This window comes from Kitasatospora sp. NPDC001159, assembly GCF_053598235.1.
In genome coordinates, this window is record NZ_JBSFJV010000013.1 from 41,009 (window position 1) to 62,696 (window position 21,688).

21 protein-coding genes and 2 pseudogenes are annotated in these 21,688 nt (G+C 72.7%); 15 read left to right on the plus strand and 8 right to left on the minus strand.

All coding sequences use genetic code 11. The annotated features are described in order from the left end of the window. The first annotated feature begins 391 nt into the window (after window positions 1-391). The 3 genes from ACWC9T_RS09605 (at window position 392) to ACWC9T_RS09615 (ending at window position 3,365) form a co-directional block, all read left to right on the plus strand. Window positions 392-1,705 carry a geranylgeranyl reductase family protein gene (locus ACWC9T_RS09605; RefSeq protein WP_449820489.1) on the plus strand — a complete coding sequence of 438 codons (1,314 nt, stop codon included), beginning with the start codon at window positions 392-394 and terminating at the stop codon, window positions 1,703-1,705. 172 nt (window positions 1,706-1,877) lie between these two features. Next, window positions 1,878-2,537: a TNT domain-containing protein gene (locus ACWC9T_RS09610; RefSeq protein WP_449820490.1), complete on the plus strand. Its 660-nt coding sequence runs from the start codon at window positions 1,878-1,880 to the stop codon at window positions 2,535-2,537. 225 nt (window positions 2,538-2,762) lie between these two features. Further along, window positions 2,763-3,365: a GNAT family N-acetyltransferase gene (locus tag ACWC9T_RS09615; protein WP_449820491.1), complete on the plus strand. Its 603-nt coding sequence runs from the start codon at window positions 2,763-2,765 to the stop codon at window positions 3,363-3,365. A gap of 69 nt (window positions 3,366-3,434) precedes the next feature. Here the strand turns inward: ACWC9T_RS09615 and ACWC9T_RS09620 are convergent, their stop codons facing one another. Further along, window positions 3,435-3,821 carry a VOC family protein gene (locus ACWC9T_RS09620; RefSeq protein ID WP_449820492.1) on the minus strand — a complete coding sequence of 129 codons (387 nt, stop codon included), beginning with the start codon at window positions 3,819-3,821 and terminating at the stop codon, window positions 3,435-3,437. A gap of 20 nt (window positions 3,822-3,841) precedes the next feature. After that, on the minus strand, window positions 3,842-4,855 hold the full coding sequence (locus ACWC9T_RS09625; RefSeq protein WP_449820493.1) for a hypothetical protein: 1,014 nt from the start codon (window positions 4,853-4,855) through the stop codon (window positions 3,842-3,844). A 195-nt stretch (window positions 4,856-5,050) separates the two neighbouring features. Here ACWC9T_RS09625 and ACWC9T_RS09630 point away from each other — a divergent pair, with 195 nt between their 5' ends. From ACWC9T_RS09630 to ACWC9T_RS09645, 4 genes are all read left to right on the plus strand, one after another. Continuing rightward, complete coding sequence (locus tag ACWC9T_RS09630; RefSeq protein WP_449820494.1) at window positions 5,051-5,494, plus strand: HAD family hydrolase; 444 nt, start codon at window positions 5,051-5,053, stop codon at window positions 5,492-5,494. 66 nt (window positions 5,495-5,560) lie between these two features. Further along, on the plus strand, window positions 5,561-5,974 hold the full coding sequence (locus ACWC9T_RS09635; protein WP_449820495.1) for a hypothetical protein: 414 nt from the start codon (window positions 5,561-5,563) through the stop codon (window positions 5,972-5,974). Window positions 5,975-5,977: 3 nt separating this feature from the next. Beyond that, the gene (locus ACWC9T_RS09640; protein WP_449820496.1) at window positions 5,978-6,274 is read left to right on the plus strand and encodes a PRC-barrel domain containing protein; all 297 of its coding nucleotides are present in this window, start codon (window positions 5,978-5,980) and stop codon (window positions 6,272-6,274) included. A gap of 3 nt (window positions 6,275-6,277) precedes the next feature. After that, entirely contained in the window at window positions 6,278-6,865 is a 588-nt protein-coding gene (locus ACWC9T_RS09645; protein WP_449820497.1) for a type 1 glutamine amidotransferase domain-containing protein, read from the plus strand. A gap of 758 nt (window positions 6,866-7,623) precedes the next feature. Here ACWC9T_RS09645 and ACWC9T_RS09650 read toward each other — a convergent pair. From ACWC9T_RS09650 to ACWC9T_RS09660, 3 genes and pseudogenes are all read right to left on the minus strand, one after another. Beyond that, window positions 7,624-8,478 (minus strand): ATP-dependent DNA ligase, encoded by an 855-nt coding sequence (locus tag ACWC9T_RS09650; protein WP_449820565.1) that lies wholly within the window; start codon window positions 8,476-8,478, stop codon window positions 7,624-7,626. Between the two features lie 108 nt (window positions 8,479-8,586). Then, window positions 8,587-9,465 (minus strand): annotated as a pseudogene (gene ligD / locus ACWC9T_RS09655) (non-homologous end-joining DNA ligase); the annotation flags it as partial. Between the two features lie 76 nt (window positions 9,466-9,541). Then, window positions 9,542-9,994 (minus strand): VOC family protein, encoded by a 453-nt coding sequence (locus ACWC9T_RS09660; RefSeq protein WP_449820498.1) that lies wholly within the window; start codon window positions 9,992-9,994, stop codon window positions 9,542-9,544. A 152-nt stretch (window positions 9,995-10,146) separates the two neighbouring features. Here ACWC9T_RS09660 and ACWC9T_RS09665 point away from each other — a divergent pair. Continuing rightward, window positions 10,147-10,976: pseudogene (locus ACWC9T_RS09665) on the plus strand (IS5 family transposase). A gap of 17 nt (window positions 10,977-10,993) precedes the next feature. Here ACWC9T_RS09665 and ACWC9T_RS09670 read toward each other — a convergent pair. Both ACWC9T_RS09670 and ACWC9T_RS09675 read right to left on the minus strand, forming a co-directional pair. Then, window positions 10,994-12,004: a questin oxidase family protein gene (locus tag ACWC9T_RS09670; protein WP_449820499.1), complete on the minus strand. Its 1,011-nt coding sequence runs from the start codon at window positions 12,002-12,004 to the stop codon at window positions 10,994-10,996. A 102-nt stretch (window positions 12,005-12,106) separates the two neighbouring features. Next, entirely contained in the window at window positions 12,107-12,952 is an 846-nt protein-coding gene (locus ACWC9T_RS09675) for a helix-turn-helix domain-containing protein (protein WP_449820500.1), read from the minus strand. Window positions 12,953-13,088: 136 nt separating this feature from the next. Here ACWC9T_RS09675 and ACWC9T_RS09680 point away from each other — a divergent pair, with 136 nt between their 5' ends. Further along, window positions 13,089-13,523, plus strand: a complete 435-nt coding sequence (locus tag ACWC9T_RS09680) for a CBS domain-containing protein (protein ID WP_449820501.1) — start codon at window positions 13,089-13,091, stop codon at window positions 13,521-13,523. A gap of 145 nt (window positions 13,524-13,668) precedes the next feature. Here the strand turns inward: ACWC9T_RS09680 and ACWC9T_RS09685 are convergent, their stop codons facing one another. After that, window positions 13,669-14,559, minus strand: a complete 891-nt coding sequence (locus tag ACWC9T_RS09685; protein ID WP_449820502.1) for a helix-turn-helix domain-containing protein — start codon at window positions 14,557-14,559, stop codon at window positions 13,669-13,671. Window positions 14,560-14,691: 132 nt separating this feature from the next. On the opposite strand from ACWC9T_RS09685, the gene ACWC9T_RS09690 reads away from it, so the two are divergent. The 6 genes from ACWC9T_RS09690 (at window position 14,692) to ACWC9T_RS09715 (ending at window position 21,665) form a co-directional block, all read left to right on the plus strand. Continuing rightward, a complete protein-coding gene (locus ACWC9T_RS09690; protein WP_449820503.1) occupies window positions 14,692-15,279 on the plus strand; it encodes a pyridoxamine 5'-phosphate oxidase family protein in 588 nt (195 codons plus the stop codon). 134 nt (window positions 15,280-15,413) lie between these two features. Continuing rightward, window positions 15,414-15,932, plus strand: a complete 519-nt coding sequence (locus tag ACWC9T_RS09695; RefSeq protein WP_449820504.1) for a universal stress protein — start codon at window positions 15,414-15,416, stop codon at window positions 15,930-15,932. Window positions 15,933-16,171: 239 nt separating this feature from the next. Further along, window positions 16,172-17,623 carry a MocR-like pyridoxine biosynthesis transcription factor PdxR gene (pdxR, locus tag ACWC9T_RS09700; RefSeq protein ID WP_449820505.1) on the plus strand — a complete coding sequence of 484 codons (1,452 nt, stop codon included), beginning with the start codon at window positions 16,172-16,174 and terminating at the stop codon, window positions 17,621-17,623. Between the two features lie 528 nt (window positions 17,624-18,151). Further along, window positions 18,152-19,558, plus strand: coding sequence for a family 2B encapsulin nanocompartment shell protein (locus tag ACWC9T_RS09705; RefSeq protein ID WP_449820506.1), 1,407 nt, complete (start codon window positions 18,152-18,154; stop codon window positions 19,556-19,558). Between the two features lie 234 nt (window positions 19,559-19,792). Continuing rightward, entirely contained in the window at window positions 19,793-20,737 is a 945-nt protein-coding gene (locus ACWC9T_RS09710; protein WP_449820507.1) for a hypothetical protein, read from the plus strand. Window positions 20,738-20,894: 157 nt separating this feature from the next. Next, window positions 20,895-21,665, plus strand: coding sequence for a bestrophin-like domain (locus tag ACWC9T_RS09715; RefSeq protein WP_449820508.1), 771 nt, complete (start codon window positions 20,895-20,897; stop codon window positions 21,663-21,665). Window positions 21,666-21,688: the final 23 nt, after the last annotated feature.

A 21,688-nucleotide genomic window follows, 5' to 3' on the forward strand; every position in this document is an offset into this window, starting at 1 on the left:
GAGGCCGGTGCCGTACGAGCGGGAGGGGACAAAAGTTCCGCAGTCAGAAACGCGACGCAAGGGAGGTTTGGCCGAAATGCATCGCTGGGAGCGATAGATCCGATTAGTCCGTTACAACAATCCGATCACCCGATTGTGCGTAACTCGTGCGCATCGCAGGTGGTTGAGGTGCCGGTCAACGGCGGGTTCCGCGTCGGCGGGTGAACCGACAGGCCGCGCGGGTGGCCGGTTTCGGCCGCTCGGGGCGGTGGGGTCGCGTGTCGGGGCGGCGGGCCGGCGCCGCGGTTCTCTATCGTCCGTCTGGAACCACCCGGTCCGCTCGGTCCGTTGGGTGATCCGGCGTGTGTTCCGTTGTCATGTGCAGCCGATCCGACCCAGGGGGAATGTTTCGATGCCTGGCCCAGAGCAGCAGGTGCGACCGGACCGACACGCCGCCGGCCCGACCAATGGCAGCGCCGACGTCATCGTGGTCGGCGCCGGACCGGCCGGCTCCACCGCCGCCTACCACCTCGCCCGCACCGGCCTGGACGTCCTGCTGTTGGAGAAGTCCGCCTTCCCGCGCGAGAAGGTCTGCGGGGACGGCCTCACCCCGCGCACCGTCAAGCAACTGGTCGACATGGGCATCGACGTCTCCGAGGAGGCCGGCTGGCTGCACAACCGCGGCCTGCGGCTGATCTCCGGACGGCGCTCGCTGGAGTTCGACTGGCCCGAGCTCTCCGCCTTCCCCGGCTACGGACTGGTCCGGCGCCGCGCCGACTTCGACGAACTGCTCGCCCGCAAGGCCGCCTCGGCCGGCGCCCGGCTGGTCGAACGCGCGAACGTGGCGGGCCCGTTGACGGACGAGCGGACCGGCCGGATCATCGGCGTCAGCGCCAAGCTGGGCGAGGACCGCAAGCCCGTCGAGTACCGGGCCCCGATCGTGGTCGCCGCCGACGGCAACTCCACCCGGCTCTCCGTCGCGATGAAGCGCCACCGGCGCACCGACCGTGCCATGGGCGTGGCCTACCGCACCTACTTCACCACCCCGCGCCACGACGACCGCTACCTGGAGGCCTGGCTCGACCTGCGCGACCCCACCGACCCCGCCCGCCGCGTCCTGCCCGGCTACGCCTGGGTGTTCGGCATGGGCGACGGCACCGCCAACGTCGGCCTCGGTGTCCTCGACACGTCGAAGACCGACCTCGACTGGCGCGATCTGCTGCGCCGCTGGTGCGCCGACCTCCCGCCCGGCTACGGCTACACCCCCGACGCCGTCACCGATCCCATCCGCGGCTCCGCCCTCCCGATGGGCCTCAACCGGCAACCCCACTACGCCGACGGCCTCCTGCTGATCGGCGACGCGGGCGGCACGGTCAGCCCCGGTACCGGCGAGGGCATCGCCTACGCGATGGAGTCCGGCCGCTACGCCGCCGAGACCATCGTCCAGGCCCACGCCCGCCGCACCGACCGCGGCCGCGAACTCGCCCTGCGCGCCTACCCGCAGGCGCTGCACTCCGCCTACGCGGGCTACTTCGCGGTCGGCCGGCTGGCCGCCGACCTGCTCGGCCGCCCCAAGCTGCTCGGCGCCGCCGGTGCGGCCGGGCTCGGCAACCAGGCGCTGCTGAAGGTGGTGTTCCGGCTGATGGTCAACCTGACCGAGCCCAACTCCAAGGACGCCCTGGACCGGCTGCTCCACCTGATCGGGCGGGTCGTCCCGGGGCGGTGACGCCGAGGTTCGGGGTTTGGCCGAAACCCGGGAGTTCAGCGAGCCGTCAGTCAGGGCATGTTGACGAATGATCAGGCGACCCGATTGCCTGGTGCCGATCCAGCCACGGAGGGTGAGCACCACGCCCCTCCGTGGCTGCTTTTCGACCGATTCCCCGTTCGACGGAGACACCGTGCGCCTTCGCCTTCGCCTGATCGTCGCGCCCCTCGCAGCGGCCGCCGCCGTGACCGCCGTGAGCATCCCCGCTGCCGCCGCCGACACCGGTACGGCCACCCCGCCCGACCAGTGCTCCGCCACCTTCCAGCAGAGCGACGCGCGCCTCGGCCCCGAGGACCTCCCCAGTGCCGGCCCGGTGGGCCGCCAACTCCTCGGCTACCAGCGCACCGGCGGCGCGAGCGACCAGGACTTCCTGGCCGAGTACTACGCCCCGGCCGCCAACGGCGGCAAGGGCGGCTGGAACTACCCGCCCGCCGACGGCTACGTCACCCTGCCCGACGGCACCCGGGTCGAATTCGACATCACGCTCTACCCGAACCAGAACATCGACCGCTACGGCGGCGAGTACGGCTCCTTCCTCGCCCCCGAGGGCCTGCCCTACGCCAACCGCGCGATCCCGCCGCAGAGCCTCGACGGCACCCCGGCGGCCGACTGCAACTACCACGACTACAAGGTGGTCAAGGCGTTCAAGGTGCACGCCGGCCCGATAGCGCCCTGGTTCAACCAGCCCGGCTGGGGTCTGCAGTACCAGCTCGACGCCTCCCTGCTGCCCGGCGGCCCGGCCAAGTTGAACGTGCTGTGGCTGGTGGAGAACGGCTACCTGGCCCGGATCTGACCCGGCGCCGCGCGGCGTCCGGTGACCGGCTCGGCGGGCGGTCACCAGACGTCGCCGTCGCGCCCGACCATGTCGCCCTCGAACACCTCGGCCAGCACCGCGGGTTCGACATCGGCCGCACGGGCCGTCAGCAGCTCGTCCACAGCCCGATCCGCACCCGGCCGGCCCACCGGGAACCGGAATATTCGCTGGCGGGCGAGGGCGGGCAGGGGATAGGAAGGCCGGGTGACCCTCAGTGCCGGCGCGACCGACCAGCGCCTCTTCCGCCCCGCCGTCGTCGACCTGGGCGACATCCAGCTGCGCCCGTGGGGCCGGGCCCTCGACCTGGCCGGCGGCACCGTCGCCGCCGTGACGGCCGCCGCGGTCGACCCGGAGATCGTCCGCTGGAACCCGCTGCGCGACGCCGCCGACCCGGCCGGCGCAGAGGCCTTCCTCGACCGCTCCGACACCCGCTGGGCCGAGGGCAGCACCGCCTCCTTCGCCATCACCGACACCGCCGACGGCACCCTGTGCGGCAACGTCGCCCTGCGCTGGACCGACCGGGCCGACGGCGTCGCCATGGTCGGCTACTGGCTGCTCGCCACCGCCCGCGGCCGCGGCCTGGCCACCCGCGCCACCACCGCCGTCACCCGCTGGGGCGTGCGCACGGCCGGCGTCCGCCGGATCGAGCTCTACCACGACGTCGACAACCAGGCCTCCTGCCGGGTCGCCACCCGCGCCGGCTTCCCGTACGAGGGCACCCTGCGCGCCTCCTACCGCTACGGCGACGGCCCCTACACGAACGAGCACCTGCACGCCCGCCTCGCCACCGACCCGGACCGCGGCTGACCGGGCGCCCCGCCGAACTCGCCCGCCTCGTCACCGAGTTCCCGGCGAAGCTGCTGTAGGCGCGACCCGTCAGTGGTACTGGGCGAGCTGGATGAGGTTGCCGCAGGTGTCGTCCAGGACGGCGACGGTGACCGGGCCCGTCGCCAGCGGCTCCTTGGTGAACCGCACCCCGAGCCGGTGCAGGCGCTCGTACTCGGCGTGCACGTTGTCGACGGCGAAGGAGGCGGCCGGGATGCCGTCGGCGACCAGGGCCGCCTTGTACGGCTTGACGGCGGGGTGGGCGTCGGGCTCCAGCAGCAGTTCGGTGCCCTCGGGCTGTTCGGGGGAGACCACCGTCAGCCAGCGGTGCTCGCCGAGCGGGACCTTCTCCTTCTTCACGAAGCCCAGCATCTCGGTGTAGAAGCGCAGGGCCTTGTCCTGGTCGTCGACGAAGACGCTGGTCAGGTTGATCCGCATGAGCTGCCCTCCGGTGTGCGCTAGTACTGGCGGCCGTCGCCGAGCCGATCGTAGATCGCGCGCAGCCAGGGCTGCCGGACGGCGGGCAGCCGGGCGAGCCGGTGCAGCAGCAGGTACCGGTCAGGCTCGAAGAGCCGGTACGGGCGCAGCGGCAGCGGGTCGTCGCGCTCCTCACCCGCGGGCAGGCGGGTCGTGGGGCGCAGGGGCGGGACGGCCAGGTACGCCCACACCTCGGCGTCCAGCGCGGCGGGCACGGTGCCGTCGGCGGGCTGCCAGGTGGCACCCGTCCAGGGGTGCCGGGGCACCAGGGCGATGTCCGGAGCCGGGTCGGGGGTGAGCCCGGGCCCGGCCAGGCCCAGCGTGCGGGCCGGGCCGTCGGCGGGGAGCAGTCGGTCCAGGGTGCGGCCGAAGGTCTCGGCGAGCAGGCCGTCGGGCACTGCCACCGGCCGACCGCCGGAGGCCGCCAGGACCTCGGCCAGGGCGACGGCGACCGCAGCGCTCCACCGGTCGCTCCACCAGCCGTCCGGCTCGACCGGAGGCAGCGGTGCCACCGTCCAGCCGTCCCCGGCCGGACGGGCTGGTCCCGGGACGGGGAGGCGGCGGACGGCCCCCGGGTGGAGCCAGACCGCCTGCCAGTGGTAGCAGTCGTCGATCCGGGCGCCCACCGTCCGCCCGCACCGCTCGCAGGCCAGATTCGGCCACCCGCCCGCTGCGCAGCAGCCGTTGCACTGCTCGGGGATCAGGACGGTGCCGCGGGTGTCACCTGGTGCCAGCAGCACCGCGCCGCCGGGGCCGCACCACAGGCCGCCGATCGGCGCGTACACGCCCCGGGCGGCGGCCTCGTCCACTCCGAGCTCCTGCCACGGCCGCCACGGCGGTTCGGGCGGCTCCGGATCGACCGCGAACGTCCCAGGCTCCATCAGCGCAGGCAGGTAGCGGCGCCCGCCCTCCCGGTGTGCGTGCGGTGGCAGCGCCACCTCCGTCACCGGCCCGGTCAGCTCCGCACCGCACCCCGCACACGCGAACACCGCCACGCGACCTCCCCCTGCCCGCGGACACCCCGCTCGCGAACAACCGGAGTATCCCGGCCCGCCGACCGCTGGCCAAGCGGTTTTCGCAGGCCCGCGAACCCCTCCCCGGCAGGCAGCGCGCCCGGCCGTGCGGCGGCCTAACCTGGAAGGGCGCACACGGCGCGTGGCCTGCGGAACGGAAGCACGGAAGCGGTGGCCATGACGGTGATCTCGGCGGCTCTCTTCGGTACCGACTGGCGGCCCCGGCTGCCCGGTGGCGCCGAGTTGCTGCGCGAGTGCGCCGCCCGAGGCTGGACGGTCGTGCTGACCGGGCCCGGGCCGGCCGGAACGCCCGCCCTGACCGTGGCCGCTCCCGGCAGCGATCCCCTACGGGCGGCGCTGGAGCTGGTGGACGGCCCGCCCTCGCACGCCGTGGCCGTCGCCGGGAGCGTGCGCGAGGTGTTGGCGGCGCGGCGGGTCGGGGTGCCGTGCATCGCCCTGGAGACCGGCGGGGACGCCGGTCCCGAGCTGAGGGCGGCCGGCGCGGTCGAGGTCCACCGTGACGCCGCCGCCCTGCTGCGTGTCCTGGACGACAGCCTGCTCGCCCGTCCCCGGGCCTTCGGCCGCGTGGGCGTGGGAACAGGTGGTCCCCGGAACGGTTAGCGCCAGCCCGTACCGGGCAACCGCCCGGGTGCGAGCACGTCACCGGGAGTGTCGGAGGTGACCGATATGGACGGACCCGCGTTGAGCGGACGGGAGCGGCGGCTCCTCGAGGAGATCGAGTCCGATCTGCGTCAGGACACGCGCCTCGACCGGAAGCTGAGCACCATGGGTGCCAAACGGCCGAGCCGCGTGCTGGGCGCGCTGCGCAGCGCCGGGCACCGTGTCTCGGCCGCGGTGGTGCTGACCGCGCTGGTGATGACGGCGATCTGCCTCAGCATCGGTGTACGCACCCCGACCACCGCCGTGCTGACCGCCCTCGGGGTGGTCTGGGCGGCTTCGGTCGCGGCCGCGGTCGCCACCTCGGAGCTGCTGCGGCGCCGCCACGGCACGCGCCGGCCCGAGTCCGTGTTCCCGGACCGGCCGGATCGGGAGGAGCGGCGCGAACGCCGTCCGTGGGACCGGCCGGAGGCGGGCGGCTGAGTGATGGGCACTGACCTGTGGGAGTACCGCCCGGGATCCCATCCCGCCGCCGACCTCAGCCTGGTCGGGTACGAGGTGCACGCCACCGACGGCCCGCTCGGCCGGATCGAGCAGGACGCCGGGGACCATCTGCTGGTCGACGCCTCGTCCTGGGTGCCGGGCACCCGGGTGCTGGTCCCGGCCGGGCTGGTCGCCCGGATCGACCACCTGGACCTCGCCGTCCACCTCGCCTGCCCGCGGGCCCGGCTCAGTTCCGTCCCGCCTGCCGCCGAGGACCTGACCGCCCCCTGTCCGCGCTGAACCATGGGCTGGCCGTCCACCACCCTGACCGGCCGGACGATCGCCTTCCTGGTCGCCCCGTACGGCGCCGAGCAGGACGAACTGACCTCGCCCTGGCAGGCGGTCGCCGAGTCCGGCGGCACCCCGCGGCTGCTCTCCACCGCCACGGGGCGGGTCCAGGCCGTCCGGCACCGCGCCCTCGGTGACACCTTCGGGGTGGACGCCCTCGTCGCCGATGCGGACTCGGCCGACTACGACGGGCTGGTCCTGCCCGGCGGCGTCGCCAACCCGGACCGGCTCCGGCTGGACCGGGCGGCGGTCGCCTTCGTGCACGGCTGCTGCGCGTCCGGCCGCCCGGTCGCGGCGATCTGCCACGCGGCCTGGACCCTGATCGAGGCCGACGCGGTCCGCGGCCGCACCCTCACCTCCTGGCCCAGCCTGCGCACCGACCTGGTGAACGCGGGCGCCCACTGGGTGGACGAGGAGGTGCACGTCTGCCACGACGGTCCCGGGGTGCTGGTGACCAGCCGCAAGCCGGGGGACCTGCCGGTCTTCAACGACGCGCTGGTCACCGAATTCGCCCATGCGACGGCGAAGCACCACCGGACGTGAGACACCGCGGGCGTCGATGCGTAGAGCTAGCTTTGTTGCATGAGGGAGGGAATGAAAGAGGGAATAAAAGGAGATAGAAGCGTCAACTGTTACGGGTATTTGAAATGATCAGCAGAGGCATGCAATCCCGAGGAATGAGGCGGGCGAGCGGTCTCAGCGCCGCCACCTTGCTAGGTGCCGTCATACTTCTGGGAGGCGGCGGCACAGCCCTGGCGGACACCGTTCCGACCGCAGCGAATACGCCCTACTACGTCAGGCAACCAAACCCGCCCCAGCCGGGTGGCTACGACGCCGGCATCGAGGCTGGCTTGAATCTCGGCAAGCAGACAGCCGATACCGACTTCAAGCACGGCCAGATGAGCCGCGCATTCCCTACGCATCCCACGGTGCCAGGCAATGATCCCAGCTACGCCTATCAACTTGGGGTGTTGCGAGGCACCAGCGACGGGTACACCACAGAAATAGCCAAGCTCTTGCGCGAAAAGGCTGGATGGAGCGTTAGCCCGGCTCCGGACGATGAGGCCCCGAGCAACCAGACCCCGTCCGGCCACGCCCCGAGCAACCGGACCCCGTCCGGCCACACCCCGAGCAGCCAGACCAACTCAGGGACGCCGTCCTGCGGCTCGTGTGCTTCCACGACGTCCCCGAGCGACCAGGCCCCGAGCGGCCAGGCCCCGAGCGGCCAGGCCCCGAGCAGCCAGACCCCGAGCAGCCAGACCCCGAGCGGCCCATGAGGTGCCCTTATCGTCACACAGGCCCTAGTCCCCGCGCAGGCGGACGAAGGTGGCGGTGGGCGGGCGGCCGGTGAGGGTGATCTCGGCACGCAGCGGGATGGTGAGGGGGTGGACCGGGCCGTGGTCGGGGTCGGTCGAGGGCGGGCCGAGGGACGCGGTGGTGGCCTGGGCGATCTCGCGGGCCTGCACGGGGGTGAGCCGGGGTGTGGTCAAAAGGACTCTGTCGTCGTCGAGCCGGACCACCAGCGCGTGTGGGCGGCCGGCCGGGCCGGTGAGGGCGCGGACGGTGGCGTCCACGGTGTCGCTGCGGCGGTACTTGACCCAGGCGCGGCCCGCGCCGCGCGGGCGGTAGGGGGAGCCGGAGGCCTTGCAGACCAGGCCCTCCACACCGATGTCGGCGAGCTGGGTCATCCACTCCAGTGCCTCCGTCCGGTCGGTGGTGGCCATCACCGGCTGGATCGGCGGCGGGACGTCGGCCAAGGCGGCGAGCAGCAGGCGGCGCCGGTCGGTTAGCGGGAGGCGGCGGACGTCGCGGCCGGGCAGGGCGAGCAGGTCGAAGGCGATCAGCCCGAGGGCGACGTCCGGGGCGGCGGCCCGGGCCTGGCGGGTGTGCAGCAGCTCCTCGAAGGCGAACCGGCCCGACCGCCAGGCGACCAGTTCGGCGTCCAGCACCAGCCCCTCGGGCAGTCGCGCGACGGCGGCGGCGATCGGCGGGAACTCCGGTGCGAGGTCGCGACCGGAGCGGGACTGGAGGAAGGCGGGGCGGTCGCCGCGGGCGAAGGCGACGCAGCGGAAGCCGTCCAGCTTCAGTTCGTACTGCACCCCACCCCCGCCCAGCGCGTCGGTGAGCGGGACGGCGGTGACGGCGGCGGGGCGCATCACCTCGACGGGCGGGTGCAGCACCTGGCGGGGCTGTTCGGACGGTTTCGACTGCGCGGGCAGCGGCTGCGCGGGTTCGGACCGCTCCGGCGGTGACACCGGCGCGACGGGTAGCGGCCGGGCCTCCTCCGGGTCCAGCAACGGCGCGAACAGGTCGCCCCGGTCCGCCAGCCGCCCGGGGACCGCGGCGAGGGTGAAGGTCAGGTCGTCCACGCCGCGCGCCCGCTCCAGCTCGGCCCAGGAGACCGGGGCGGAGACCGTCGGCAGCGGCCGGGCCCGCAGGGTGTACGGCGCGGCGGTGGTCTTCTTGGCGTTGTTCTGCGACCAGTCGACCAGCACCCGGCCCCGGCGCCGCGCCTTGGCCATGGTGTGCACCACCAGCTCCGGGTGCTCGGCCTCCAGGGTGGCGGCCAGTGCCTTCGCGTACGCGGAGACCCTGGCGCTCGGGGTGGGCTCGATCGGGACCAGCAGGTGCAGGCCCTTGGAGCCGGAGGTCTTCACCCAGGCCGTCAGGCCGTCCGCCGCCAGCCGTTCGCGCAGCAGCAGCGCGACCGCCCGGCAGGTCAGCACGTCCGCGCCCTCACCGGGGTCGAGGTCCAGGACCAGCCGGTCGGCCAGGCCGGGCGCGGCCGCGTGCCACTGCGGGACGTGCAGCTCCAGGCAGCCCAGGTTGGCGACCGACAGCAGCGCCGCGCCGTCCTCCAGCACCACCTGGCGCAGGGCGCCGCTGCTGCTGGGCACCTCCACGGTGCGCACCCAGTCCGGGGTGCCGGGTGGCGGGTTCTTGGCGACGAACAGCTCCGCCTCGACGCCGTCCGGGCAGCGCAGGAAGGAGACCGGGCGGTCTCGCAGGTGGGGGAGCAGGGCGGTGTGCACGGCGGCGTAGTAGCGCAGCACCTCGCCCTTGAGGGTGCCGGTGCGTGGGTAGTACACCTTGTCGAGGTGGGAGAGGGCGAGGGTGCGCCCGTCCACCGTCATCTGCGGCATGGGCCGTCTCCGAAGCGTCCTGCGGGTGGCCCCCGCAGCCAGTCTGCCCCGCCGTGGGACCTACCGCTCGTGGCCGTCACCGCCCGGGGCCTGCATCACGAACACCCTGCGGGGCGGCGGGCCGCGGTGCGCCCGGATAGGTGCCGAAGTACCAGTGGTTGCCCTCCGGGTCGGCGGCGGCGAAGTCACGCGAGCCGTGGTCGGTCTCGTGCAGCGCGGTGGTGATCCGGGCGCCGGCGGCCGCGGCACGGGCGTGCACGCGGTCCGGGTCGGCGGTGACCACGTACGCGGTGAAGGTGCCCGGGCGGGCGGGCCAGTCCTGGCCGGCCTCGGGGGTCCCGTGGTCGGAGCCGAGCATCACGCCGCCGCCCTCCGGCCAGGCCAGCTCGGCGTGGGAGACGAGATCGTCCTTGCCGTAGCTGACCACCTCCTGGAAGCCGAAGGCGTCCGCGAGGAAGCGGATCAGCCGCCGGGCGTCGGTGGCGCGCAGGGTGGGCCAGACCTGCGGGGCGGGGCTCTTGGGGTCCACGGCTCTCTCCTCCGGTAGGGGCGCTCACCCGGTGGGGCGCTCACGCCTCCCACTCTGTGGCAGCCCCGACCGTCCCGCCTTGGACGTTTCGGAACTTCGCCCCCTCGGAGATGTCGTCAAAGTGATCTTGGCTACTGGATCATGGTGTGGTGATACGTCGCCACGAGCTGACTGATGCCGAGTGGGAGCTGGTGCAGCCACTGCTGCCCAGGCCGACAATGGGGCGGCCGCGGTTGGATGACCGGACAGTCCTGAACGGGATTGTATGGAAGTTCCGGACGGGGGTGGCCTGGCGTGATGTGCCCGAGCGGTACGGATCGTGGGCCACCGTGTACACCCGTTTCCGACGCTGGGCCGGTGACGGGACGTTCGAGCGGATGCTGCGGGCAGCACAGGCAAAAGCGGACGCGGCAGGCTCCATTGACTGGCTCGTCTCGGTTGACTCCACCGTCGTCCGCGCCCACCAGCATGCTGCCGGGGCGCGAAAAAAGGGGCAGCCGACCAGGCCCTTGGACGGTCCCGTGGCGGGCTAGCCAGCAAGATTCACCTCGTCGTGGACGGATTCGGCCGTCCACTCGCCTTCGTCGTCACCGCCGGAAACATCAATGACTGCACGCAACTCACTACCGTGATGGACGCTATCCGAGTGCCTCGGATCGGACCGGGCCGACCGCGCATTCGGCCCGACCACCTCCTTGGGGACAAGGGCTACAGTTCGAAGGCTATCCGCAGCTGGCTCCGGCAGCGTCGCATCACCCACACCATCCCTGAGCGCGCTGACCAGGTCGCCAACCGGCAACGGCGAGGCTGTAAGGGGGGCCGCCCACCCGTCTTCGATAAGCAGCTCTACAAGCAACGCAACGTCGTCGAACGCTGCTTCAACCGCCTGAAGCAGTGGCGCGGCCTCGCCACCAGGTACGACAAGACGACCATGTCCTACCGGGCAGCCGTAACCCTCGCATCACTGCTGATGTGGGCATGAGATCCGATGACTGCCGTCTATCCCAACGGTTCGCTCAGCTCGATGGAGCGCAGAGCCGCCGCCAGGGCCCGCTCATCGCCGATATCGAGGGCCGTGTCGGTCAGCTTGATGACATGTTCGTCGCCGTGTGCCTGGGCCCGCTCAAAGACCTCTTCGGGGGTGAACTTGCCCGGCGGGGTGTAGGCGACCGGGGCGTCGGGCGCGTACATCGCCGTTACCGCGGCGGAAGCCGTCCAGGCGGCCCGCAGGCTCGGTACCCATAGGGTCTGCGGAAGGGCGGGCAGGGTGCGCAGGACGGCGTTGGGAGCCGTGGCCGCGTGGACCAGCATCGTCGCCTCGCCGTGGCCGTGGGTGGCATACCGGTGGGTGGCCGCCTGCACCAGCTCGGCGAGGCGGGAGTAAGCCTCGCTCGGGTCTGTGACCGTGGCCGCCCACACCGGCAAACCCGTAACGCGGCCGAGCCGGGCTGGGAAGTCGCCGCCTCGTGGGGTGATGGGCTTTGCCGCGCCGAGAGCGGCAGCAGCACTGTCGGCGCCTGGCAGCGGGACCGGATCCGTGACGGGGCGGTGGCGGGCGGCCCAGTAGCCGAGTCCGTGGGCGAGTTCGGCCAGACGGGGTTCGGTGCTCTCGCCGGCCAAAAGAGTGCGCGTGGCGTGGCCTACCCGTATCACCGGGTGCGTCGAGCCGCCGTACATGCCGGGCAGAAGACAGGGCCACCACTGTGTGAGCACCTCGCGCCAGGGACGTTTGGTGATCTCTCGCTCGAAGTAGCCGATCCAGTCGGCGATGCGGCGCGGATCACCAAGAGCGAAACGCCAGTTGGCGGCCGTGACCGGCTCGACATGGGACGGATACTCCTCAAGCTTTCGTGCGTACAAATCCAGCCAGCGGTGCACCGAACTCGCCTGTCCGTGAGCGGTGAGGGCTTCGACGGCCATCGGCGCGTGATTGGTGAGTCGCCCGAGCCGCTCAGGCCCGAAGCTGTGCAAACGCTGGAGCGCCTCGTCGAGCGTGCCTGTCGTATCCATGATGAGGACGGTAGGCGGGGCGCCATGATCGCGTAACAGGCTGAAGGCTTAAGACCCGGCCTAGGTCCTGCCGCCGAGTTGGAGCCGGGCACCTCCACCATCTCACTGAATTTGACGACACGACCCCTCCGGCCCTTCCGTCGCCAGCCAGGTGCTCGGCGCCGTCCCGCCCAGCGCGCGGAACTCGCGCGCCAGGTGTGCCTGGTCGAAGTAGCCGCAGCGGACGGCCAGTTCCACCAGCCGGGGCGGCGGGGAGCCGGCGGCGAGCAGGTGCCGGGCCCGGTCGAAGCGGATCACCCGGGCGGCGGCCTTGGGGGTGAGCCCGGTCTCCCGGCGGAACCGCTCCTGCAGGTGCCGGGCACTCCAGCCGGTCTCCCGGGCCAGCTCCGCCACCGGCAGCGCGCCGCCGCTGCGCCGCAGCGCCCGCCAGGCCCAGCCCACCTCCGGCGGCACCCGCCCGGACGGCCGGGCGGCCCGCAGCAGCGCCCGGTCCAGCACGGCGAACCGCTCCCCCCAGCTGCCCGCGGCCTGCACCTGCTCCCGCAGTCGCGGTCCGAGCCGCCCGAGCACCTCCTCGGCGGGGAGGTCGATCCCGGCCAACTCCCCGGCGGGCAGCCCGAACAGCGCCCGGGCGGCCAGCGGGTGCACGGCGACCTGAACGCCGGACTGGGCGCCCTCGTGGGTGATCAGCGCGGGGGAGGTGTGCAGTCCGCCGAGCAGGGTCGGGTAACTGCCGGGCGGCTGCGCGGGATCGGGGTGCCCGGCGATCACCAGCGGTTCGTCCAGAGTGAGGATGAAGGTCAGGTACGGGGAGGGCAGTCCGCGGTGCACGGCGGGGGCGAGGCCGCGCTGCCGGTAGCCGGAGTACCAGCCCACGTACGGGCGCAGCGCGGTCGCGGGCCGGGCGCGCACGGCCTCGTCGACGGTTCCGGTGGTTTCCGTCGTCACGCTTTCAGTATCGGGGCTGCTGCATCGGTTCTCGCGGTCGCGGGTGGGCGGAGTGTTGCCTATGGTGATGGCACGGTCACACCGCGATCACGGTGTCGACCTGCTGTCGGGGGGTAGTACCGACGAAGGAGTCCCCGTGACCACTGCCCGAGACATCATGCACACCGGCGCCCAGTGCATCGGCGCCCACCAGACGCTGGACGAGGCCGCGCGGATGATGCGCGACAAGAACGTGGGCGCGCTGCCGATCTGCGGCGACGACCAGAAGCTGCACGGAATCATCACCGACCGTGACATCGTGGTGCGCTGTCTCGCCGAGGGCAAGGACCCGGCCACCATGACGGCGATGGAGCTGGCCGGGCACCTGCACTGCGTGCGCGCCGACGACAGCATGGACACGGTGCTGAAGAAGATGGAGCAGCACCAGATCCGCCGTATCCCGGTGATCGACGGCGAACGGCTGGTCGGCATGATCAGCGAGGCCGACCTGGCGATGGGCCACCGCAAAGGCCACCGGCTGACGGATCAGCAGATCATCGACTTCATGGACAGCGTCTACATGAAGCGCTGACCCTGCCGGCACCACTGCCGCTGGTGCCGGTGCGGAGCGAGCCCCGCTCGTGCGCCCGTGACCGGCCGGTCCCCTCGTACCGGCCGGGCCTTCCGAGGGTGCCGGGCGGGGCGGTCGCGCGTCTTGTACAAATGCGCAGCGGAGCTCAACCGGCGTTCAGCACCGCGCTGGTGACCCGACCGACGACCCGGTCGGTGGGCTCGGGCAGCTCGGCGGCCGAGCGCCGGGAGGCCAGGAACTCGCGTGGTGAGCAGCCGACCATGCCGCGGAAGGTGCGGTCCAGGTGTGACTGGTCGTAGTAGCCGCAGAGCGCGGCCAGGTCGGCGCCGGCCGGGTGACCGTCCGGTGTGGTGAGCAGACGCAGCGTCCGCTGCAGCCGCAGGATGCCGGCGGCCTGCTTGGGTGCAAGCCCGAGGTGCTCGCGGAAGCGCAGCTCCAGCCGGCGACGGCTCCACCCGGTGCCCTCGACCAGGGCGCGGATCGGCACCAGGCCGTGGGAGCGCCGGAGTTGGTGCCAGGCCCAGGCGATGGACGGTTCCCAGGCCGGACCGTTGGCGAACAGGGCGGTGAAGTACCCGTCCAGCAGTGCGAATCGGGCCCGCCAGCCCGGGGCGTCGGCCAACCGCCCGGCGAGCGTGCGCAGCCGGGGACCCAGTACGTCCCCGGCCTCGGCCCACTGCCCGCCGAGCTCCCCGGCCGCCGGCCCGAACGCCCGGAAGGCTCCCTGTGGGGTGAGCGAGACCGACAACCCGTGCAGCACACCGGCGTGTTCGGCGATGGTGGCGGTCCGGCGCAGCCCGGCCGCGATCGAGCCGAGGTGGACGCCCGCCGTCGGCGCGACGGCGTCGCTGAGCCGCATGGTGCCCTCGAAGGCGAGCGCCAGGGTGACCACGTCCGTCGGCACCTCCAGCCTTCGGCGCGGGCGGTCCAGGACCATCCGGTAGCCGCGGTAGTCGAGGACGTACCGGCGCAGCGGGGCGGCGGGCGCGGCGACGGCCATGGTGTACCCGGCCGTCGGAAGGGTGTCCTGGACCATCTCAACTCCCGTGCTCGGCCGGGCGGGTGGTGGGTGTACCAGCCATCCTAGGCGGGCCCGGGGCAAGGGGTCACCGTCTCATTGGACGGATTTTCCTTTCTCGCGGGCCGAGATGCGGGCACAATTGCGCACATGGGAAAGCAGTACGAATCCATCGACGGCCGGCTGCGGCAGTTCATCGAACGCCAGCCCGTCTACTTCGTCGCGACCGCGCCGCTGGCCGCCGACGGACACGTCAACATCTCGCCCAAGGGGCGCGCCGGCACCCTTGCGGTGATCGACGAACTCACCCTCGCCTACCTGGACTTCGGTGGCTCGCAGGCGGAGACCGTCGCCCACCTGCGGGAGAACGGCCGGATCACCCTGATGTGGTGCGCCTTCGAGGGCCCGCCCACCGTGGTGCGGGTGCACGGCCGGGGTGAGCCCGTCTTCCGCGACGACCCGCGCTTCGCCGAACTGCTCGGCCACTTCGACCCCGCCGCGGACGGCTCCGGCCTGCGCGCGATCGTCCTGGTGAAGGCCGACCGGGTCAGCGACTCCTGCGGCTACGCGGTCCCGTTCATGGACTACCGTGCCGATCGCGACCTGCACGCCCAGTACTTCGACCGCAAGGACGAGGCCGAGTTCAGCGCCTACTGCGAGCGCAAGCCGCTCGTCGCCACCAGCATCGACGGCCTGCCCGCCATGCCGCTGCCGATCCCGCCGCGACCCGCCGCCTGACGGCCGGCCAGTCGCCCGGCCCGCCGAGGACCATCGGCTTCTGCGGGTCGGGGGAACGGTGTGAACCCTGCCCTGGCGTACTCACCCGGAGTGCCCCCTGCACTCACCCGCGTTGGCGGACATAGCCTTCGCTCATGAGCAACGAGAGCGATGCGGCCGACACCGGCGCCGTCGGCGACGAGGACCACGAGGTGGCGGCCGTGCCCGCTGGCTTCGAGCTGGGGACCGACGGGCCCAAGGTGATCCTGGCGGGCCTGGACGGCTCCGACTCCTCCTGGCGCGCGACCGCCTATGCCGCCGGACTGGCCCGCCGCCAGAGCGCCGTCCTCGCGGTCGCCTACATCCAGCCGATACTCGGCGCCGCGACCGCCCTGGCCGGGGCCGCGGTGGAGGAGACCACCCGGGAGATCGCCGACGAACTGCTGGCCGCGCTGCGCGAGGCCGAGCAGCGGGTCCGCGAGGTGTGGAAGGTGGACTGGCGCTTCCTGACCATGCGCGGTGACCCGTACACCGGCCTCGCCAAGCTCGCCGACGAACTGCGCGCCGACGCCGTCGTGGTCGGCGTCTCCGAACAGGCCGGGCACAAGGTGATCGGCTCGGTGGCCGTCCGGCTGGTCAAGGCCGGGCGCTGGCCCGTGACCGTCGTGCCGTAGAGCCTGTCCGACAGCCGCGCCGGGCGCGAATCGGCGGACCCGCCCTTACACCGGCGCGACAGCGGCCCCAGGCCCGGTGGCCAAGGCCAGCCGAACCCCTACGGCCACTACCAGCAGCCCAACCCCTACGGCCAGCCCAGCCCGCCCAACCCGTACGGCGACTACGGCCTGCCGAACCAGTACCACCAGGGCTGACCGCCCTCCGGAGCACGCAGGGGCGGCCGGTAGGGTGCGGAAGCATGACGGAAACGCCGGGCGCGCACCCTACCGAGCCGGCCCACCCGACCGGCAGCGATCTGCACCTCGACCTGCCCGCCACCGGCGGGCGCCGCGCCGCGCTGATGGCCGCGCTGCGCGAGGCGATCCGCAGCGGCAGACTCGCGCCCGGCACCCGGCTGCCACCCTACCGGGCCCTGGCCGCCGACCTCGGCGTGGCCCGTAACACCGCCGCCGAGGCGTACGCCGAACTCGTCGCCGAGGGCTGGCTGACCGCCCGTCAGGGCTCCGGCACCACCGTCGCCGAACGCGCCGTGCCCGTCCCGTCCACCCGGGCCCGCCGTCCCTCGGCGCGGCCCGGGCCGGTGCACGACCTGCGCCAGGGCCAGCCCGACGCCGCCTCCTTCCCCCGGACGGCCTGGCTGGCCGCCGCCCGCCGGGCCCTCACCGTCGCGCCCAACGAGGCCTTCGGGCCCGGCGATCCGCACGGCCGGCGCGAACTGCGCACCGTCCTCGCCGACTACCTCGCTCGCGCCCGCGGGGTGCGCACCGACCCCGACCGGATCGTCATCTGCTCCGGCTTCGCCCACGCGCTGCGACTGCTCTTCGACGGCGCGGCGCCCGCCCTGCCGCCCGCCGAACAGGGGCCGCTGGCCGTCGAGGCATACGGGCTGGGCTTCCACCGCGGGCTGCTGTCCGCCGCCGGAGTCACCGCCGTTCCGCTGCCGATCGACGAACAGGGCGCCCGGGTCAGCGAGTTGGCACACCGGCCGGACGTCCGTACGGTCCTGCTCACCCCCGCCCACCAGTTCCCGACCGGCGGGCCGCTGCACGCCGGCCGCCGCGCCGCCGTCATCGACTGGGCTCGCGGACGCGGCGGGCTCGTCCTGGAGGACGACTACGACGGCGAGTTCCGCTACGACCGCCAACCGGTCGGCGCCGTCCAGGGGCTCGACCCCGAGCGGGTGGTCTACCTCGGCAGCACCAGCAAGAGCCTCAGCCCCGCGCTGCGTCTCGGCTGGATGGTCGTGCCGGACCACCTGGTCGACCGGGTGCTCGCGGTCAAGGGCGAACGCGAGGGCTGGGCCAGCGCCCTGGACCAGCTGACCCTCGCCGAGTTCATCGACTCCGGCGGTTACGACCGCCACGTCCGCCGGATGCGGCGCCGCTACCGCGACCGCCGGGACCAGCTGGTGGCCGCGCTCGCCGCGAACGCCCCGCATATCGAGGTCTCCGGTATCGCGGCCGGTCTGCACGCGGTGCTGCGCCTGGCGCCGGGCACCGAGCGTTCGGTGCTCAAGGCCGCCACCTACCGCGGCCTCGCCCTCGACGGCCTCGCCGACTACCGCCACCCGGCGGTCAGCCCCGAGGACATGCCGACGGCGGACGGCCTGGTCGTCGGCTACGCCACCCCACCCGACCACGCCTACCCGGCGTCGCTCGCCGCGCTCTGCGACATCCTGCCGCCGACCTGAGGGCGGGGTGAGGGGCGAAGCACCGGCCGCTGCTGCAGGTCGAGACGTCGGCGGTGGGCGCTGACCGGGGTGCCGTGAACGTCTCCTTCTGGATCCCCGACGAGGACCTCGCGGCGGGCCGGCTCGACCGGGTCCGGGTCCGGTACGAGGTGGCCTGAGCGGTTTGCCGGGCTGGCGCCGGGAGACCGGGGCTCGGGTGGGCGGCGGGGTCGGGCAAGGGGTGGAAGGGCTTTGGTGGCGCGGGGATCGCAGGTGGGACCGGATGTTCCTGCGGGCGGTGGGGCGCTGCGGGGTGGTTGGGGGGAGATTCATCCTATCGGGGGGTAGTCGACCGCCGTACGGGCCTGGTCGGGTTCTGGTGATCTAGGGTTCCGGATGGGCTGCCGCGGGACGGCGGCCGCTCTCCCGACACCACACCAACTTCCCCATCAGTAAGCGGATCTGATGGTCCGTCACGGCTTGCGTGCCCAGGTCGGTGCGGTACGGCCCTGGTCGCGTGATCCGACCACACGAATGGAGACCCTGCCGATGCCCGTGGACACGAGCCCGGAGACACAGCAGGACCGGCAGCAGAGCCTTGCGACGGCAGCTGCCCGCAACCTTGCCACCACGACCAAGTCCGCACCGCAGATGCAGGAGATCACCTCCCGCTGGCTGCTCAAGGTGCTCCCGTGGGTCGAGGCCCACGGTGGTGCGTACCGGGTGAACCGACGGCTCACCTACACCGTCGGCAATGGCGTGGTGGAGTTCATCAAGACCGGCTCCCAGGTCCGCGTGATCCCGGCCGAGCTGGGCGAGCTCGCCCTGCTGCGCGGCTACGAGGACGAGGACGTGCTGACCGCCCTCGCCGACCGCTGCCAGCAGATCGACTTCGGCCCCGGCGAGGTCCTCACCACCCAGGGCGAGGCGGCCGACAAGATCTTCCTGATCGCGCACGGCAAGATCAACAAGATCGGCACCGGCAAGTACGGTGACGAGGCCGTGGTCGGCGTGGCCGGTGACGGCGACCGCTTCGGCGACGACGCGCTGCTGAACGCGGACGCCGTTTGGGAGTACACCGCGAAGTCCGCCACCTCCGGTGTCGCGCTGATCCTGAGCCGGGACGACTTCGCCCGCATCCGGGACAACGCGCCGAGCCTCCAGGAGCACCTGGAGTCCTTCCTGGCCCTGCCGCTGCAGGCCCAGAACGAGCGCGGCGAGGCCGAGATCGCCATGTCGGCCGGCCACCACGGAGAGTACGAACTCCCCGGCGCCTTCGTGGACTACGAGCTCAAGCCGCGTGAGTACGAGCTGAGCGTCGCCCAGACCATCCTCAAGGTCCACACCCGCGTCGCGGACCTGTACAACCAGCCGATGAACCAGATCGAGCACCAGCTCCGACTGACCATCGAGGCCCTGCGCGAGCGCCAGGAGCACGAGATGATCAACAACCCGGAGTTCGGTCTGCTCAACAACGCCGACTTCGACCAGCGCATCCAGACCCACTCCGGCCCGCCCACCCCGGACGACCTGGACGAGCTGCTCAACCGCCGCCGCGACCCCGACTACCTGCTGGCCCACCCGCGCACCATCGCCGCGATCGGCCGCGAGTTCAACGCCCGGGGCATCTACCCGCACCATGTCGACCTCGGCGGGCAGCAGGTGCCGGCCTGGCGCGGTGTGCCGATCCTGCCGTGCAGCAAGATCCCGATCACCAAGGAGAGCACCAGCTCGATCCTGGTGATCCGTACCGGTGAGGACAATCAGGGCGTCATCGGCCTGCACCAGACCGGCCTCCCGGACGAGTACCAGCCCGCGCTGTCGGTCCGCTTCATGGGCATCGACGAGAAGGCGATCATCTCTTACCTGGTCAGCGCCTACTACTCGTGCGCGATCCTGGTGCCGGACGCGGTCGGCGTGCTGGAGAACGTCGAGATCGCGCACCGTCGCCACTGAGAGCGAAGAGCGGTGAGTGCGGGCCGTAACCGGCCGGCATGAAGATCGTTCGACCTGATGGCGGACGGCCCGCCCGTTGCGGGGGGCCGTCCGTCTGATCATGTTCGGAAGCATCTGGTCGTGCCCGATCGGCTTTCCGATTCGGACTTGCCCGCTTCCGCCTGTTCCGCCGTGGCTGATCAGCTCGAAGCCCGTGCCGTCCCACCCAGTCGACCCGAGAGGTGTGTGGAGCCCATGCCGCAGCGTCGGCAGTTCCGACGGATACCGCTGCCCGGCGGTGGGACTGCGACCCCCGGGCGGCGGGTACGACTGGTCGGCGCGGCGGTCGGCGTGGTGGCGATGTGCGCGCTGGTCAGCGGCGCCGCCGCCTCCGGAGCCGAGCGACCGGGCGGACATTCGCACGGCCCGGTGGTCGACATCTGCGTGTGCAGCGAGACGGACGTGTCGATGTCGGTCGGCCCGGGCGGGAGCGTGGACGTCGGAGTGGACGTGGACGTCCAGGTCGGCGTGACGGTCGCCCCCGGCGCCATGCACCACGGGCCCAAGTCGCCGCGCGAACGCCACCCGTGCCCCCCGCACCAGGCCGGCCCGTTCCCGGTGGCACCCCCGTTCTCGCCCTCGGCGCCGACGGACCTCCCGCACCAACCGGGGCGGCCGGACGACGAGCAGGGCGACCAGGGCGAGCAGGACGGTCACGGCGACCGCAACGGGCACCATCACCACCTGCACCCCTGCCCGAGCCCGATCCCGACGCACCCCCCGACTCCCACGCCGATCCCGACTCCCACGCCGATCCCGACGCCGACTCCCACGCCGTCGCCCAGCCCGATTCCGGCGCCCACCCCACGCCCGTCGTCCACGCCTCCGCCGCCCCCGGCCCCCGCACCGGCCGCACCCCCCACGGCGGCGCCCGCGCCCGCCCAGGCGGGCGACCCCGCCCCCCAGCCGACCCCGCCCGCCGCGCCGCCGAGCCCGGTGCGCCCGAGCCCGCTGTGGCCGACCCCGGTGGCACAGCCGGTGTTCCACGCCCGGCCGGCGCAGCCGCAGCCCGTCGCGCGGCATCATCAGAGCGCCCCGGCGACCACCACGATGTTGCTGGTCACCGTCCCCGCCGTGCTGGCGGCCGCGGCCCTGCGCCCGGGCCGTGGCAACCGGGGTCGGGGTCGCTCCCAGTCCTGACGGCGTCCCGTCGCAGGACCCAAGGACCCAAGGACTCCAGGACCCCAGGACCCCGGGCGTCCTGGGCCCGCGACCGCACGGCCGCCGGTCCCTAGAGTCGGCCGAGTTCCCGAGTACCCCGTTCACGTCACAAGCCAAGCCAGAGAGGGGAGTTCCCATGTCCGAGTGGGTGGTTCTGGCCATCGCCATGGCGGCGGCCTGCGCCGTCGTGGTGGCGGTGGTGCTGCTGAGGCACCGTCGGGTGGGCACCGAGAAGAACGTCGATGAGACGCCCGACGTCATCGAGTACATCACGATGATGATCGGCGTGGTCTACGCGATCGTCCTCGGCCTCGCCATCGCGGGAGTCTGGGAGGCACGCGGCGCCGCTCAGGACGACCTGTTCCGCGAGGCGCAGTCGCTGCGGGAGGTGAGCGACCGGGCGGTGGTCTACCCGGCCGACTTCCGCGACCAGGTCCGGGCCGACGTGGACGCGTATGTCACGTACGTGGTCAACGTCGAGTGGGACTACATGGCCAAGCACGGCGAGATCACCGACAAGGGCACCGAGCTGCTGGAAAAGCTCCAGAACGACGTGGCCACCCGGCCGCCGGCCTCGGAGCTGGAGTCCCAGGCCTACCAGCCGATCATGGACCGGATCAGCCAGGCCTCCGACGCCCGCAACCAGCGTGGCCAGAACGCCGGACCGGGCATGCCGGGCGTGGTCTGGTTCGGCCTGATCGGCGGCGCCGTGGTGACCGTCGGCATGCTCTTCGCGCTGCAGATCCGGCGCACGCGAAGGGAGTTGATCCTGGCGGCCTGCTTCAGCGCGCTGATCGCCTTCCTGCTGTTCATGATCTGGGACTTCGACGATCCGTTCGCCAGAAGCGTCTCGGTCACCACGCAGCCGTTCGAGGACCTCTTCCCCTCGCTCAACCTCAAGGGCTGACAAAGGGTTCGGAGCCCCTTCGA